The 16,285-nt window shown below is 66.6% G+C and carries 12 protein-coding genes, 1 pseudogene and 2 riboswitches; of the genes and pseudogenes, 7 read left to right on the top strand and 6 right to left on the bottom strand.

Features of this window, described 5'->3' with window-relative positions; translation table 11 throughout:
* Together AB3X86_RS31755 and AB3X86_RS31750 are read left to right on the top strand one after the other, a co-directional pair.
* On the top strand, positions 1–311 hold a 311-nt coding region (locus tag AB3X86_RS31755), incomplete at its 5' end, for a hypothetical protein (RefSeq protein ID WP_368599013.1).
* A 167-nt stretch (positions 312–478) separates the two neighbouring features.
* Positions 479–1,423 (top strand): flagellar brake protein, encoded by a 945-nt coding sequence (locus AB3X86_RS31750; protein WP_368599012.1) that lies wholly within the window; start codon positions 479–481, stop codon positions 1,421–1,423.
* A 68-nt stretch (positions 1,424–1,491) separates the two neighbouring features.
* On the opposite strand, the gene AB3X86_RS31745 is transcribed toward AB3X86_RS31750, so the two are convergent.
* From AB3X86_RS31745 to cobW, 4 genes are all read right to left on the bottom strand, one after another.
* Positions 1,492–2,031, bottom strand: coding sequence for a magnesium chelatase (locus AB3X86_RS31745; protein ID WP_368599011.1), 540 nt, complete (start codon positions 2,029–2,031; stop codon positions 1,492–1,494).
* A 131-nt stretch (positions 2,032–2,162) separates the two neighbouring features.
* Complete coding sequence (locus AB3X86_RS31740; RefSeq protein ID WP_368599010.1) at positions 2,163–3,254, bottom strand: ATP-binding protein; 1,092 nt, start codon at positions 3,252–3,254, stop codon at positions 2,163–2,165.
* A complete protein-coding gene (cobN, locus tag AB3X86_RS31735) occupies positions 3,251–7,069 on the bottom strand; it encodes a cobaltochelatase subunit CobN (RefSeq protein ID WP_368599009.1) in 3,819 nt (1,272 codons plus the stop codon). Before cobN ends, AB3X86_RS31740 begins: the two co-directional genes overlap by 4 nt.
* Before the next feature lie 13 nt (positions 7,070–7,082).
* Positions 7,083–8,174, bottom strand: a complete 1,092-nt coding sequence (gene cobW / locus AB3X86_RS31730) for a cobalamin biosynthesis protein CobW (RefSeq protein WP_368599008.1) — start codon at positions 8,172–8,174, stop codon at positions 7,083–7,085.
* A 202-nt stretch (positions 8,175–8,376) separates the two neighbouring features.
* A riboswitch (cobalamin riboswitch) is annotated at positions 8,377–8,655 on the bottom strand.
* 80 nt (positions 8,656–8,735) lie between these two features.
* Positions 8,736–8,997, top strand: a riboswitch (cobalamin riboswitch).
* A gap of 243 nt (positions 8,998–9,240) precedes the next feature.
* Between cobW and cobA the strand changes: the two are divergent.
* The 5 genes and pseudogenes from cobA to bluB all read left to right on the top strand — a co-directional run.
* Positions 9,241–9,966 (top strand): annotated as a pseudogene (cobA, locus tag AB3X86_RS31725) (uroporphyrinogen-III C-methyltransferase); the annotation flags it as partial.
* A gap of 42 nt (positions 9,967–10,008) precedes the next feature.
* Positions 10,009–10,464: a cobalamin biosynthesis protein gene (locus AB3X86_RS31720; RefSeq protein WP_368599021.1), complete on the top strand. Its 456-nt coding sequence runs from the start codon at positions 10,009–10,011 to the stop codon at positions 10,462–10,464.
* A complete protein-coding gene (gene cobO, locus AB3X86_RS31715; protein ID WP_368599007.1) occupies positions 10,461–11,063 on the top strand; it encodes a cob(I)yrinic acid a,c-diamide adenosyltransferase in 603 nt (200 codons plus the stop codon). The genes AB3X86_RS31720 and cobO overlap by 4 nt, the downstream gene beginning before the upstream one ends.
* Before the next feature lie 3 nt (positions 11,064–11,066).
* Positions 11,067–12,419, top strand: coding sequence for a cobyrinate a,c-diamide synthase (locus AB3X86_RS31710; protein WP_368599006.1), 1,353 nt, complete (start codon positions 11,067–11,069; stop codon positions 12,417–12,419).
* The gene (gene bluB, locus AB3X86_RS31705) at positions 12,403–13,062 is read left to right on the top strand and encodes a 5,6-dimethylbenzimidazole synthase (protein ID WP_368599005.1); all 660 of its coding nucleotides are present in this window, start codon (positions 12,403–12,405) and stop codon (positions 13,060–13,062) included. Before AB3X86_RS31710 ends, bluB begins: the two co-directional genes overlap by 17 nt.
* A gap of 38 nt (positions 13,063–13,100) precedes the next feature.
* On the opposite strand, the gene AB3X86_RS31700 is transcribed toward bluB, so the two are convergent.
* Together AB3X86_RS31700 and AB3X86_RS31695 are read right to left on the bottom strand one after the other, a co-directional pair.
* Positions 13,101–13,715 carry a DUF4136 domain-containing protein gene (locus AB3X86_RS31700; protein ID WP_368599004.1) on the bottom strand — a complete coding sequence of 205 codons (615 nt, stop codon included), beginning with the start codon at positions 13,713–13,715 and terminating at the stop codon, positions 13,101–13,103.
* Between the two features lie 41 nt (positions 13,716–13,756).
* A complete protein-coding gene (locus tag AB3X86_RS31695; protein ID WP_368599003.1) occupies positions 13,757–16,243 on the bottom strand; it encodes a CHASE2 domain-containing protein in 2,487 nt (828 codons plus the stop codon).
* Positions 16,244–16,285 lie beyond the last annotated feature (42 nt).

Raw genomic sequence — 16,285 nt, 5'->3', positions numbered from 1 at the left:
TACTGTGTGAGGCTTCTGATACTTTTGCCTTGCAGCAGATCCATACGGATCCGCCGCCGCATTCCGCATCAAGCGCCCACACTTATCGGCTGTTAGTTTTTAAAGATCGATCCGCCCAACCCGCAGCGCCTGAACTACCACCACCCGGCACCGCTTCGTTTGCGTCCCTGCGTCTGCAGCAGAGAAGCGGGATTATGGAGAGCGATCGACAACCCGTCAAGCCCCTTCTGCGAATTTCTTTTGGGAGCAAAGACTCTCGTCTCCGTTTTCTTGCCCACACCCGCAAAAGAGTCAACTCACGTCAGACCTAAAAAGAAGCAAAAATAGTTAGTCCTCCAATTCAATCCACTGAAGTCCAGATACCGACAAAACAAAGTAGTCCGAGCACAGCGCGAATCCGCCACCGCTCCCCAAGTTAAAGTTTTACCCTTCCTCGCCGTCAATCAGATCATCCCGCCACTTAAATTCGCTGCCGACTATGGACAATCGCGTCGACGCACACGTCGAGGAAACCCTGCGCGCCGCTGCATCGCCGGCGCTCGAACCCGATTCGGTGCCGGTAGGCACGCCGCTCCCATGGCCGATCGTCGATGCCGACGGTACGCTGCTGTTCGCAAGCGCGACGACGCTCGCGACCACCGACGAACGCGCCTTTCTGTTTCAACACTTCCACCCGCACCGCGGCGACCTGCACGACCTCGGCGCACAACAACCGCCGGCGCCCACGACCCAGCCCGACGAGACCGGCGAGCTGACGCTGAACGACATGCACCTCGAGATCGGCGCATTGATCGGCATGCGTTCGCAACTCGGCAGCGGCGCGCCGATGCACCCATGCCGCATCATCGGTTTCGCGCCGAATCATGCGCTGTTCGTCACGCCGCCGATGCAGCAGGGCCAACCGCTGCCGCTCACGCCCGGCGAGAACGTCGAGCTCGTCGCGATCGCGAGTCAGGCCGTGTTCCGTTTCGTCTGCACGGTCGAAGCAGTCTGCCGCGTGCCGTTCGACTATGTCGTGCTGTCGAGACCCGGCATGGTCCGCCGGCTACGCGAGCGCAAATCGATCCGCGTCCACGCGCATCTGCCCGTGCGGTTTGGCATCGGTGTGGCCGGCGACACGTACGAAGGCCTTGGACTCGCCAAGGGCATCAGCGCGCTCGGCATGTCGTTGTGTGCGTCATGGACACTGGGCGAGGTCGGCGAGCGGCTGCGCATAGCGTTCCGGCTGAAGTCGGCCGAGTACGATTCGCATATCGAGACGACGGCAGTGATCCGCAACGTTCAGAAGGGCAAGACGCCTGGCGAGCCGTCCATGCATGGGCTCGAACTGGATCAACTCGATTCCGTTCAACAGATGGCAATGAAGGTGTTCGTGTTCGATCGTCAGGAGGATGTGCAGCACTGGTCCAACGGGCTGAAATAAGCGCTATGGCTGACGAGCAACGCGCGTGCGGACACAGCAGTAGTCCGAGCTCGCTGCGCACACATCGATCAGCCGATCAACTGTTCCGGCGTCAACCGCCGCGCTCCCCACGCATTGGCGAGCACTTCGCAACGGCCGAGCCGTATCGCACCACGCTCGAAATCGACGAACACGACTTCGTCGGCGTCGGCCGGCCGCGCGGGTTCGTCGCGCGTGCGGCCGTCGGTCAGAATCCAGAGCCAGCGCTGCTGGGCCGGCCGTCGCCGCGCGCAGCGCCCGAGCAAATGCGCGGCGCTACGCACGCCCGACGCGAGCGGCGAGCCGCCGCCTCCGCCCACGGGCGCGAGCCATCGCTCGTTCCACCAGCGCGGCACGGCGGGGCCGAAGCGTATGTCCGCGCCCGCACCGCCGAAGCAGATCAGCGCAGCCTCGGTGCGCATCGCACTCGCACGGTCGAACAAGGCAGTCAGTAGCCCCTTCGCGAGCGCGAGGCGTTGGCCGGCCAGCATCGACCCGGAGCAATCGAGCACGAAGCAATGCAGCACACCGCCGCGCGGCGCTTCGCGTGCGAAACGCAGATGTTCGCGACGCAGCGTGCGCTCGCGCATCGCGGCGAGCGTCGGTGGCCAGGCAATGCGCCGGCCCGGTTCGCCGCGCGACGTGTCGCGCGCATCCGCCCCCGCACCTTGCGGCCATCGAAAACCGCTGCGCGAGCCAGCGGCGGCGCCCTTCCGATGGCTCAGCGTTTTTTTGCGTCGAGCGGAATGACGCCTTTGACGGGCACAGTCGCGGTCGGCTCGGGCGGCAGGTAACCCCAGTCGGAGTCAGCGGAAGATATCGCCGTATCGCCGGACGCCCGCCCGGCGACGCCCTGTGACCGCGCCTCGCTTTCCGGCTGACGCTGATTCCCATGTTGCGAATCATGTTGACGTCGCCGATGAAGCAGCACCGCATCGGCGACGCGCTCCACATGTCCGACCGTCACCGCATCCGTCTGTTCGAACGCGGCCAGCGCGCGCGCCGCGCGCAGCATCACGAGGTCGGCGCGCAGGCCGTCGACGGCCGCGTCGATGCATAGCGCGCTCACGCGCGCATGGACGGCGTCATCGAACGCCAGCAGCGGCAGCGCCGCGCGCGCCGAACGAATTCGCTGCACGTATGAAGCCTGCTGCTCCGCATAAGACGCACGAAACCCCGCGGGATCGAGATCGAACGCGAACCGCGCTTTGACGATCGCCTGCCGCACCTGCGGCTCGAACGCGTTCTGCAACTCCACCATCAGACCGAAGCGGTCGATCAGTTGGGGCCGCAACTCGCCCTCTTCGGGATTCATCGTGCCGATCAGCACGAAGCTCGCGTCATGACTGTGCGACACGCCATCGCGTTCGACGGTATTCACGCCGCTCGCCGCCGCATCGAGCAACGCATCGACGAGCGCATCGGGCAGCAGATTGACTTCATCGACGTACAGCACGCCGCGATGCGCCTTCGCGAGCAGCCCCGGCGAGAAGCGTACCGAGCCGTCGCGCAGCACGGATTCGATATCGAGCGTGCCGATCAGACGATCCTCGCTCGCGCCAAGCGGCAGATTCACGAGCTGCCCTTCCGGCAGCAGCTCGGCAAGAGCGCGCGCGGCAGTCGACTTCGCGGTGCCGCGCGGTCCGCTGATCAGTACGCCGCCCAAGCCCGGATCGATCGCGGCGAGCACCAGCGCCTGCTGCAACGAAGTCTGGCCAATCAGCGCCGCAAACGGAAAAACCGGCCGCGACGCGGTGCCCGATGAGGAGCCGGCGCCACCCAGGTCGTCCGTTCCTCGCATCGCTCCATTCATGTCTGTCTTCCTTCGATCTGCTGTTCGCTCGCAAGCAGATGCGCTTCCACCTGCGCGCGATAGTCGCCCGGCTGCTGCCACAACCCTCGCTGCATCGCTTCGAGCAAACGCTCGCAGATCGAATGCAGCGCATGCGGGTTGTGCCGTTGCATGAACGCGCGGGTGTCGGCGTCGTTCAGATAAGCATCGGCGACGAGCGCGTATTGATGATCGGCGATCACGCGCGCGGTCGCGTCGTAGCCATACAGATAGTCCACGGTCGCGGCGATCTCGGCCGCGCCCTTGTAGCCGTGGCGCTTCACGCCATCGAGCCATTTCGGATTGACCACGCGCGAGCGGATCACGCGCGAGATCTCCTCCTGCAACGTGCGCACGCGCGGCGCGGCAGGATTGCTGTGATCGGCGTGATAGACACTCGGCTGCTGACCGGCCAGATGCCGTACCGCCGCGACCATGCCACCCTGAAACTGGTAGTAGTCGTTCGAATCGAGCACGTCGTGCTCGCGGTTGTCCTGGTTCTGCAGCACCACATCCAGCGCTGCGAGGCGCGCGCCAAACGCTTGATGCGCTTCCTCGCCCGCGCTCTTCTGCGCATACGCATATCCGCCCCACGCCTGATACGCGTTGGCCAGATCGGCGTCGGTCTGCCACTCGCGCGAGTCGATCATCTGCTGCAGACCCGCGCCGTACGCGCCGGGTCGCGCGCTGAACACGCGCCAGCCGGCGCGCTTGCGCGCATCGACCGGGTCCATGCCGCCGGCAATCAACGCATCGCGTTCGCGCTGCACGCGCGCGCGAATCGGATTCAGCTCCGCGGGCTCGTCGAGTTCGGCAACCGCCTGCACGGCCGCATCGAACAGATGCATCACGTTCGCGAACGCATCGCGAAAGAAACCGGATACGCGCAAGGTGACATCGATACGCGGCCGGTCGAACGCTTCGATCGGCATGATCTCGAAGTCCGTCACGCGATGACTGCCCGGCGCCCACTTCGGCCGCACGCCGAGCAGCGCGAGCGCCTGGGCGATATCGTCGCCGCCGGTGCGCATCGTCGCGGTGCCCCAGACCGACAGGCCGATCGCGCGCGGATAATCGCCATGCTCCTGCAGATGCCGCTCGATCAGTTGCTGCGCCGATTTCAGGCCGAGTGCCCACGCGGCTTGGGTCGGCACCGCGCGCGTGTCGACCGAATAGAAGTTGCGGCCGGTGGGCAATACGTCGGGCCGACCGCGCGAAGGCGAGCCGCTCGGACCTGGCGGCACGAAACGTCCTTCGAGGCCGCGCTTGAGCTGCGTCATTTCCTGCGGACCGCAGGCGTCGAGGCGCGGCAGCACGTCGCCGCGCAGGCGCGCGATCACCTGTGCCGCTTGCGGCAGACTCTCGTCGCCTGCGGGAACGGCCCGCGAACGATCCGCGTCATCGCAATCGACACCACAGACGCCGCGCAACAGCTCGCCCGCAAGCAACTCCAGGCGCTCGCGGGTATCGCCGCAATGTCGCCACGGTGCGTCGCTGACCCGCTGCAAAACTTCGGGACGCGGGCCGTCCCATGCGGCGGCCCAATCCACGCTCAACGGATCGAACAGATGATCGATGCGCAGATCGCGCGCCAGCGCGTCGACGAGCCCAGCCTTGCCGCCCTGTCCATCGCCGATCGGAAAGCGCCCGAGCGCGAGCAGCGTATCGCGTCGCTGCACGCCGCGCGGCGACTGCCCGAACGTATGCAGGCCATCGCGAATCTGCGCTTCCTTCAGCTCGCACAGCCACGCATCGACGCGCGTGAGCAGCGCGTCTTCATCGTCCTGTCCGTTCGGCGCCGCGAGACTCAGCTCTTCGTGCAGCCGATGCTCGACGATCGTCGTCAGAATCGTGCGACGCAAGAGTTTTGCGCGACGCGAATCGACCATCAATGCTTCGTAGTATTCGTCGACCTGCCGCTCGAGGTCTTGCAGCGGCCCATAGCTTTCAGCGCGCGTCAGCGGCGGCATCAGATGATCGATGATCACCGCCTGCGCGCGCCGCTTCGCCTGGCTGCCCTCGCCCGGATCGTTGACGATGAACGGATACAGATGCGGCATCGGACCGAGAATCAGATCGGGCCAGCACGCATCGCTCAGCGCGACGCTTTTGCCCGGCAGCCACTCCAGGTTGCCGTGCTTGCCGACGTGCACGACCGCGTCGATGCCGAACTGGTGGCGCAGCCAGAAGTAGAACGCGAGGTACGCATGCGGCGGTACGAGCTCGGCATCGTGATAGCTCGCGTAGTCGCCTTGCTCGTGCGAACGCGAAGGCTGAATGCCGACGAACACCTGCCCGCAGCGCCAGCCCGCGATCATGAAGCGGCCGCGCCGCAGCGTCGGGTCCTGGTCGGGCTTGCCCCAGCGCGCGTTCAACGCGTTGCGCACGCTCGCCGGCAACGCGTCGAAATGCGCGCGATAGTCGTCGAGTGCGAGGCTTTGCAAGGCCGGACGCAGATCGCGGACGACCGGATCGTTGGTCACGCCCTCGGTCAGCCTGTTCAACAACGCGCCGCCGCTGTCTGGCAATTCGCCGACACGATAGCCTTCATCGCGCAGCATCGACAGAATGCCGACCACCGATGCCGGCGTATCGAGCCCCACGCCATTGCCGATGCGCCCTTCGCTCATCGGATAGTTCGCGAGAATCAACGCGACTTTCTTGTCGGCGTTATCGAGCGAACGCAGACGGCACCAGCGCCGGCTCAGCTCGGCGAGAAAGCGCACCCGTTCGAGGTCGGGCTGATAACGAACCACGTCGACCTGCGTATGCGCACAGCGATACGCGAGCCCCTTGAAGCTGATCGCGCGCGTGATGATGCGCCCGTCCACTTCGGGCAACGCGACGTGCATCGCGATATCGCGCGAATTGAGGCCGTGGTTGTCTTTCAGCCAATCCTCGCGATTGCCGCCGCTCAGGATCACCTGCAACACCGGCGCGTCGCCGGCGAGTGCGAGCGGCTCGGGGTCGTCGATCGCGGACGCGGCGAACGCGGTCGTGTTCAGCACCAGCGCGACGCCATGTTGCGCGCACAGCGACTGCACGACATCGCGGCTCATCGCATCCTTCAACGACGCGATCGCGAGCGGCAGCGGATTGAGCCCTTGCGCTTCGAGCGCATCGATCAGCGCATCGAACACCGCGGTATTGGCGGCCTGCAGATGCGCCTTGTAGAACAGGATCGCGACAACCGGCGCGTCCTGCCGCCAACGCGCCTGCCAGTCGGCAACGGTAGGCGTATCGCGCTCGGGGTGATACAGCGACGCGGCCGGCAACGCGCGCGGCGGCTCGGGCTCGCGCCCCCAACCGAGCGCGCGGTACGCGATGCAGCGCAAAAACGCCTCGGCGTTCTGCGGACCGCCCTCGCGCAGATAGCGCCACAACTGCTGACACAACTCGGCGCTTGCGGTACTGCGCGCGAGCAGGTTCGGGTCCTCCTGCAGATCGCCGGAAAACATCGCGAGCGTTTGCTGTTTGCGCTGCGCGAGCGCGACGACCTGCTCGATGCCGTACGGCCAATACGCTTCGCCGCCGAGATGATCGACGACGACCACGCGCGCATGCTGCAACACGTCGTCGAGATAGAAATCGACCGAGGCCGGCTGACGCAGATACGTGACGTTCGCGAGCCGCACACTGGGAAAGCCGTCGCCGAGACGCGGCACCACGCTCGCGAGCAGCGACAGCGTGGTGTCGGCGGAACTGAGCACGACGATCTCGGCGGGCTGCTGATCGATGCGGATCACGCCCTGCGTATCGTCGACGAAACCGCCCGGCGTCGTGCGCAGCAAATGCATGCTGGTGCGCCCGTTATGCCGTCGCGTTCGACGTCGCGCCGAGCGCCGCGTCGAACGCCTGTTGCAGCGCGGGTTGATCGAGGTCTTCGCCGATCAGCACGAAGCGGCTCAGGGCGTCGTCGCCGTTTTCGCCCGCCTGCCAGCGCCGGTCGAAGTAGCTGTCGAAGCGCCGGCCCACGCCCTGGATCACGAGGCGCATCGCCGCGCCCGGCAGTGCCGCAAAGCCTTTGACACGGTAAATCGTGTAGTTTTCGACCAGCGTCTGCAACGCGGCGAGCGCCGCGTCGCGCGACGGCACCGATGCCTGCACGACGACCGAATCGAATTCGTCGTGGTGATGATCGGGGTCGTCGGCGGAACCGTGGTGGTCGTGACGCAGATGGATCGTCTGTTCCGACGCCGCTTCGAGCCCCAGCAGCGTATGCAGATCGAGCTGTCCCCGCTGCGCGCGCACGATCTTCACCTGCGGCGGAATCTCCGCGCGGATCGCGGCTTCCACTTCGTGCTGCCGCGCGTCGTCGATCAGATCGGTCTTGTTCAGAATCACCAGATCGGCGGCCGACAACTGGTCTTCGAACAGCTCGTGCAGCGGCGACTCGTGATCGAGATTCGGATCGGCCTTGCGCTGCGCATCGACGGCGACCGGGTTATCGGCGAACTGGCCGCTTGCGGCGGCCGGGCCATCCACCACCGTCACCACCGCGTCGACCGTGAAGCCGTTGCGGATCTGCGGCCAGTTGAACGCCTGCACGAGCGGCTTCGGCAACGCGAGCCCCGAGGTTTCGATCAGCACGTGATCGAGTTCGTCGCGCCGCTCCGCGAGCTTTTCCATCACCGGGAAGAACTCCTCCTGCACGGTGCAGCACAGACAACCGTTCGCGAGTTCATACAATTGCCCTTCGGTCTCGACGCCGTTTTCATCGCAACCGATGCCGCAGCCCTTGAGGATTTCGCCGTCGATGCCGAGTTCGCCGAACTCGTTGACGATCACCGCGATGCGCTTGCCGCCCGCATGCTGAAGGATGTGCCGCAGCAACGTAGTTTTGCCACTGCCGAGAAAGCCGGTAACGATCGTGACGGGAATCTTGCGCAATTGAGTTTGCATCGTGAGGTCCATCCCTTTGCGTTGCATCGGTCTGCCGCAAGTTCCGCGCATCGGTCGGCATCGGCTGGCGAATGGAGCGAATGAAGCACGCGCAACAGTACCAGCGATCACCAGACACGGGGACGAACGACGGCATTGCCGCGACAACGGAAATACAGAAAGCGGAACTGAGGTCATGAACGCGCCGCCGCATCCCCGCGGCGGTCGTTCTGCTTCTTCGGGCCGGTATCCGGGCTGGCGAAAGCGCCGCTTCCCCTTCCCGGACGAGTGGTTTCTCGTCCAGTGGTGATATGTCGACGCGACCTTGCGCGAGGACATCGAAGCCGGCACCGCGGCGCCCGGCTATCAAGCCGGAACCGCTTTTCGCTTACCGTTGCGGGGACAGCACAGGTTAGCCGCTCTAGCGCAGATGGCTCCCTGTTTCCCGTTTAACTGCATGCGCACGAACGCGCACGCGAGCACCCAAAGTGCGTGCGAGTGTAGGCCCCCGGGCATGCGCAGTCAAGGAACGCAGGGCGCCGGAAAGCGCCGCCGAGGCTTATCTGGCAAGGCGTCATATGCTATCGTATGCGCGCGTTTGGTGCCCGCACATGCGCTCGCATGTGCAGTTAAACGGGAAACAGGCAGCGCGTCGCGCGTTTAACCTGTGCTGTCCCCGCAACGGTAAGCGACCTGCGGCGCGCGATTCGATTCGCCTTCGATTCCGCTGTGCCGCGCATGCGTTTTTTGATGCCACTGTCCCCGCGAATCCGCAAACCGGGACGGGAAGGCGAAGCGCGTGAGGCCGCCAGCCCGGATACCGGCCAGACGCGGAGGCGGCGCCGCATGCATCCGTGCATCAGGTTGCGCCGCCGGCCGCCGGAATCCGCGGGGAACGGATGTGAAGGCGTAGCAGCGCGGCATCGCGTGTGTCGTGGCGTTCTCTCTGAAGAATCCGCCGCGAACCGCACGAGTGGCCGCGCCCGGATTCGCTGTACCGCATGACATCTATATTCACCGCCGTGTGCACCGTCGCACGCCGCTTCTCTCCCCCCATCTCCGCATGGCATGCGCCATGCACGCCGCGATGACGCGCGCCTGGCTGATCGGCGCCGGTCCCGGCGACGTCGAACTGATGACCCTGAAGGCCACTCGTGCGCTCGCCCAGGCCGATGTCGTGCTGGTCGACGATCTGGTCAATCCCGACGTACTGCAGTTTGCAAGCGCCAACGCGCAAGTCGTGTACGTCGGCAAGCGCGGCGGGCATCCGTCGACGCCGCAAGCGGACATCGTCGCGCAAATGCTCATGCATCTGCGCGCGGGACGCAGCGTGGCGCGGCTCAAGGGCGGTGATCCGTTCGTGTTCGGCCGCGGCGGCGAAGAATTGCAGGCGCTGCGGGCGGCGGGTATCGACGTGGACGTGATCAACGGCATTACGGCCGGCATCGCCGCGCCCGCGACGCTCGGCATCGCGGTCACGCATCGCGATTACGCGCAGGGCGTCGTGTTCGTCACTGGCCACGGCGCCGGCAGCGGCGAACCGGACTGGACCGCGCTCGCCGCCACGCGCATGACGCTCGTGATCTATATGGGCATGCGGCGGCTCGGCGAAATCGTCGGCGCGTTGCTCGCGGCCGGCATGTCCGCCGATACGCCCTGCGCGGCGATCGAATCGGCGACGCGGCCGGAGCAGCGTCACGTGCTCGCGCCGCTGCGCGAGTTTGCCGAGGCGGTCGTGCGCGCGGGACTCGGCTCGCCGGCGATCGTGGTGATCGGCGGCGTGGCCTCGTTCGCGCTTGCGCGTGATGCGGCCAAACGCGACGGCCGAGTCGATCACGAACAAGCTGCGAGCGCGATTAAAACGCTGAGCGTCGGCATAGGTTGCCGCTTGCACAGCGATGCGGCTGACATCGAAGCCGCCGTGCGCGCAGCACTCGGTGCGAATGCCTTCGAGCAGATCCGCACCATTGCGACGATCGACGCCAAAGCCAACGAAGCAGGTCTGCTCGAATTCTGTTCGCGCCATCAACTACCGCTGCAACTGTTCAGCCGCGAGCAGATCGCCGCCGCACCGGTCGCGTCGCCGTCGGCGGCCGCGCGCGCGCATCTTGGTGTCGACGGTGTGTGCGAACCGTGTGCGCTACTGGCGGCAGCAGCGTCGGTCTGCGCGACAATCGCGCAAAACGCACGTCTGATCGTACGCAAAACCACGCACGCCGGCATTACCGTTGCGATTGCGGCTGCGAGCGACAGCGCACCCGGCGATGTAGCGCCCTTCCATCCCGCCCCTCAAGACCAGGACCTCCGATGAAAACCGATCCCGAATCGCATCAACGCATGACCGAGCGCCGCCGCGAAGGCCACGAAAAGAAACAGGCCAGCGCGACCGTCGAAAAAGGCCTGCTGATCGTCAACACCGGCACCGGCAAGGGCAAGAGCACGGCCGCGTTCGGCATGGCCGTGCGGGTGCTCGGCCACGGCATGCGGCTGGGCGTCGTGCAGTTCATCAAGGGCGCGCTGCATACGTCGGAGCGCGATTTCCTCGGCGCGATCGCGCAATGCGATTTCATCACGATGGGCGACGGCTATACGTGGAACACGCAGAACCGCGAAGCCGACATGGCAACCGCGCGCAAGGGCTGGAACGAAGCGCGGCGGATGATCGAAAGCGGCGACTATCAGATGGTGATCCTCGACGAGCTGAACACCGTGCTGAAGTACGAGTACCTGCCGCTCGACGAAGTGCTCGCCGTTATCAATGCGCGCGCGCCGATGCTGCACGTCGTCGTGACCGGGCGCCATGCGCCCGACGCGCTGATCGAAGCCGCCGACCTCGTCACCGAAATGCGCGCGATCAAGCATCCGTATCGCGAGCAGGGTGTGAAGGCGCAGCGCGGCGTGGAGTTCTGAGCGATGTCCGCCCCCCCCAACGGGACTTCCTTCGGGGCGCCCCCCAAGGGGACTCGCTCCGCAGCGTGCCCCGCGCTGTTCATCAGCGCGCCCGCCTCGGGACAAGGCAAGACCACGATCACCGCGGGTCTCGCGCGCTATCACCGGCGGCTCGGACGTCGCGTGCGCGTGTTCAAGACCGGGCCGGATTTTCTCGACCCGATGATCCTCGCGCGCGCGAGCGGCGCGCCGGTGCTGTCGCTCGATCTATGGATGGTCGGCGAAAGCGCGTGCCGCAACCTGCTCGCGCAGGCGGCACAAGAAGCCGATCTGATCCTGATCGAAGGCGTGATGGGCCTGTTCGACGGCACGCCGAGCAGCGCCGATCTGGCGACCACGTTCGGCGTGCCGGTGCTTGCGGTGATTTCCGCGCAGGCGATGGCGCAGACCTTCGGCGCGCTCGCGTTCGGCCTTGCGCGCTTCAGACCGCAACTGCCGTTTCATGGCGTGCTCGCGAATCGCGTCGGCTCGGCCCGGCACGCGCAAATGCTGCAGGAAGCGCTGCCGCCCGAACTGCGCTGGTGCGGCCACATCGCCGCGAGCGACGAGATCACGCTGCCCGACCGGCACCTCGGCCTGCATCAAGCCGATGAAATCGACGATCTCGAAGCGCGCCTCGAACACGCGGCGGATACGCTCGCGTCGACCGCGCTCGCCGAACTGCCGCCGCCGGTCGATTTCGGCGCACCGTCGCCCGAGGTGCTGCCGCGTCTGCTCGAAGGCACGCACATCGCGATCGCGCGCGACGCCGCGTTCTCGTTCATCTACCCCGCCAACCTCGCGCTGCTCGAAGCGCTCGGCGCGCGGCTCAGCTATTTCTCGCCGCTTGCCGACGAAGCGTTGCCCGCCGACGCGCACGCGCTCTACCTGCCGGGCGGCTATCCCGAACTGCATATGGCGACCCTCGCGGGCAACATGAGCAGCGCGGCATCGATCCGCGCACACGTCGTGGCGGACAAACCGGTGGTCGCCGAATGCGGCGGCATGCTCTACCTGCTCGACACCCTGACCGACGCGCAAGGCACGAGCACGCGGATGCTCGGCCTGCTGCCCGGTCACGCGACGATGCAAACGCGCTTCACGTCGCTCGGCATGCAGCAGATCGACGGCCTGCACGGCACGCTGACCGGCCACACGTTCCATTACTCGAAGCTCGCGACACCGCTCGAACCGCAGCGCTTCGCCACCCGCGCGCACAGCGAGACCCCCGGCGAAGCGGTGTTCCGCGTGGGCCCGATTGTGGCAACCTATATGCACGCTTACTGGCCCTCCAACCCGGCTTTCACGGCCGCCCTCTTTCATGGCGAAGCCTTTTGACGACTCCGAGCGCGAGGCGGTCTATCGCGCGATTTACGAACGCCGCGACATGCGCCACTTCGTACCCGATCCGGTCGATCCGGGCGTGCTAAGGCGTCTGCTCGACGCGGCGCATCACGCGCCGAGCGTCGGCTACATGCAGCCGTGGCGCATCGTGCGCATCACCGATGCGGCGCTGCGCACGGGCTTGCGCGACATCGTCGAGCGCGAACGGCTCGCTACCGCCGACGCGCTCGGCAAGCGCCGCGACGAGTTCATGAAGCTGAAGGTCGAAGGCATGCGCGACTGCGCGGAGCTGCTGGTGATCGCGTTGATGGACGGGCGCGAGCGGCACGTGTTCGGCCGTCGCACGCTGCCGGAGATGGACCTCGCGTCGGTCGCGTGCGCGATCCAGAACATGTGGCTCGCCGCGCGCGCGGAAGGACTCGGGCTTGGGTGGGTGTCGCTGTTCGATGTCGACGCGGTGCACCGGCTACTGGCGATGCCGGAAGGCGCGCGGCCGGTCGCGATTCTGTGTCTCGGCCACGTCGATGCGTTCTATAGCGAGCCGATGCTCGAAACGGAGCGCTGGGCGAGCCGTCTGCCGCTAGCCGATTGTGTGTTCGAAAACCGCTGGCCACGCGGCGAACCGGTGCCGGAATAACCGACACGCACGGCTCCGGCGACTCGAAGCTGCGTTGTTTAGCGCTGCAGCGGCTCCATCGACTCGACGTTCGGCGCACCGCTCGCCTTGTCGATACTGAGCTTCACACGCCAGTCGGCCGGCGCGTCGTACGGCAGCTTCGCAAGCGCGGTTTTCACGAGCAGCGGCAGCGCATGCAGCGGGTCCGCGTCGCGATCGCTATACACCGCGCTGACCTTGTACCGCTCGGTGCCGCTCGCATAGTCGAAAAACCGCAGCGTCAGCGCGTGCAGATACTTGCGCCCGAACAGCAGCGCGCCCGGACCGTCGCTGCCCGCGCCGCAATCGGCGGGCGCACAATCCCCACCGCCAATGCCGATCGACGCCGGCCGCGTGCTATACGCGATCGACAGCAGATAATGCGCGGGCTTGCCCGCCGTATCGACGAAGCCGTGTTTCGCCAACTCGTCGCGCAGCAGCTTTTCGACTTGCGGATGGTCGGCGCTGACGTCCTGTGACTGTGTGCGCGCGAGCGAATAGGTCTGCTCGCCTTGCAGCACGACGGCGCGATCGGCGCCGTTGGCGGAGACGGTGTGCACGTCGGCGCCGAGGCCCGCGCAAGCGGTGAGGCTCGCCGCGGCCAGCGCGGCACAGAGGTGAGCGATCTTCGCCATTTTCTGTCTTCTCTCTAGTCCATCGAATCCATCAGGAGGCATCAGGCGCGCGGTGCGCTCGTTTCATCGAGCGGCGCGTCGTCGAGCGCGGGCAGCCAGATCGTAAAGGCCGTCCCCTCGCCGGGCGCGCTGACGACTTCGACGCTGCCCCCGTGGCGCGTAACGACGGTTTTGATGAACGCCATGCCGAGTCCCGCGCCGCCCACGTCCGGCCGCTCTGCCTCGTGAAAACGGCGAAAGCGCTCGAATAGCCCCGCCTGCTGCTCCTTCGGGATGCCATAGCCCTGATCGCGAATCGTGCACGCCACGCGTGCCGCCCCGCTGCCCTCGCGCCTCGCCGCCGGCTGGCTCACGAAGCTGCACACGATGCGCGTGTCGGGCGGACTGTACTTGACCGCGTTGTTCAGAATATTGACGAGCGCGCGTGTCATCAGTGAGCGGTCGGCGCAAATCCAGGGATCGTCGTTGCTGTCGTCGCCGGTTTCCGTATGCAGCGTAATGCGCTTCGCGTGCGCCTGCGGCCAGACCTCGTCGCTCGCATCGATGACGAGTTCGGTCAGGCTCAGCGGCTCGAGCACATAGGCCTGCGATTCGGCGCGCGCCAGTTGCACGAAGTCGTCGGCGAGCGTGAGCGCGCGTTGCGCGTAGCGTTCGATGCGCTCGAGCACGCCGCGCGCGAGCGCCGGCTCGGTCCGCGCGCGCTCGATCTCGACTAGCGCAATGATCGACGCCTGCGGCGAGCGCATATCGTGCGACAGCAGCCGCAGCGCGTCCTCGCGCTGACGCTCGGCCGCATGCAGCGCCGATACGTCGACCAGACCGGCGATCCAGCCGGTCGTCTCGCCCTGCGCGTTGGTGCAGGTCGCATAGCGCAGCAGATGATCGCGCTCGTTCGTGTCGCGCACCTCGACACCCTGCGCCATCAGCGCCGCGAACTCGCCGCGCGTCGGATCGAGCGGCGCCGGCCAGTGCGCGTGTGCGTGCACGTTGCGCTGGTTGTCCGAGGCCGCGCCGGTATCGATCGTCTTCACGAGCGTGAGCCCGCCGAGCACCTTATGCATCGGCTGGCCCTCGGGCATCGGCGCACCGAGCCGCGCGAAATGCGCTTTCGCCGCGTGATTCGCGATCAGCACGACGCCGCCCACATCGCTGACGAGAATCGGCTCCGGCATGCTGTCGAGGCTGTCCCACACGAAGCGCTTCATGTCCTGCACCCGTTGCGCGGCCTCAGCCATCAGCGCCATGTGCTGCGCGAGCACGTCGCCGCCGAACTCGCGGCGGCGCCTCGGCGTTTCTGGCAACAGATGCGGCTCGTCGGCGAGACGTTGCAGCTCGCCGCGCAGATACGCCATCGTCATTTCGAGGCGTCGCCAGTTCCAGATCGGGTAGACGATCGCGACGCCGAGGATCGCCGGCACCGGCGACATCCACAGCCTGCCGCCGTACAGCAGCAGCGCGCTGCCGGCCACGGCGAGCAGCACCAGCGCGCCGGTCAGCATCAGCGAGCGGCGCGGCGACAGCACGAGGAAGCCGCCGAGCAACGCGGCGAGCGGCGCGAGTGCCGCCGCGAACACGATCCACAGCGCGACCGGCTGGATCTCGCGGCCGGTCAGCAGCGTGTCGAGCACGTTCGCGTGGATGTAGACGCCTGGCAGCGGACCGAGCTCGCCCGACACAGGCGTCGCGAAGCGGTCGTACAGACCCGACGCCGTCACGCCGATCACGACGATGCGCCCGCGCAACTGATCGGCCGGCACCTTGCCGGCGAGTACGTCGGCGAAACTGAACCTCGCGTAGTTCGCAGCGTTTGGGCCGAACGGAATCAGGAAGCGGTCTTCGCGGCCGTCGTCGCTGCCGCGCGCGGGCTCGTTCGAGCGACGCGGCGGCAGCCCGTTGCGCAGATGCAGCTTGCCGTGTTCGACCGCGTCGGCGGCGAGCACCGTCAGTTGCGGCCAGCGCGAGTGCTCGTCGCCCTGGAAGCGCGCGACGCTGCGCACGATGCCGTCGCTGTCCACTTCGAAATTGATGTGACCGAGCCCGGCGGCTGCCTGCGCGAGCGGCGTGACGGGTTCATCGACAGTGCGCTCGCCGCTAGCATCGGGCGGTGTCAGCAGCACGGGCAGATAGGTCGGGCTCAGCGCGATGGCGTGGGCGAGCCGGGCGTCGTCGAGGTTGGGCTCGGTGAACAGCACGTCGTAGATCACCGCGGCAGGTTTGGCCGCGGCGAGCTGCTCAAGCAGCCGCGCATGCACGCTGCGTGGCCACGGCCAGCGGCCGAGCGCGTCGATGGTCGCATTGTCGATCTCGACGACGACGATGTCCGACAGCAGCGGCTGCGCGCGCAACTTCAGGAACTGGTCGTACACCAGCAGATCGATGCCCGCGCCGACGCGCCCGAACGAAGTCAGCAGGATCACCGCGAGGCCGAGGCAGCCGACGCTGAGCCACTCGATCAGAAAGCGCCGGCCGGCCCGCCGTCCGAGACGGGCGCGCGGATCGAGGCTCAGTCGCGTAGAAGTGGCGGGCAAGGGACGATATAGTTGGGAACCAGAGGACGGACCGGCCAGCAG

It is taken from the genome of Paraburkholderia sp. BR14374 (genome assembly GCF_040948685.1).
GTDB lineage: Bacteria > Pseudomonadota > Gammaproteobacteria > Burkholderiales > Burkholderiaceae > Paraburkholderia > Paraburkholderia youngii.
Note: the sequence above shows the minus strand (reverse complement) of the source record. Positions and strands in the feature narration are given on the sequence as shown.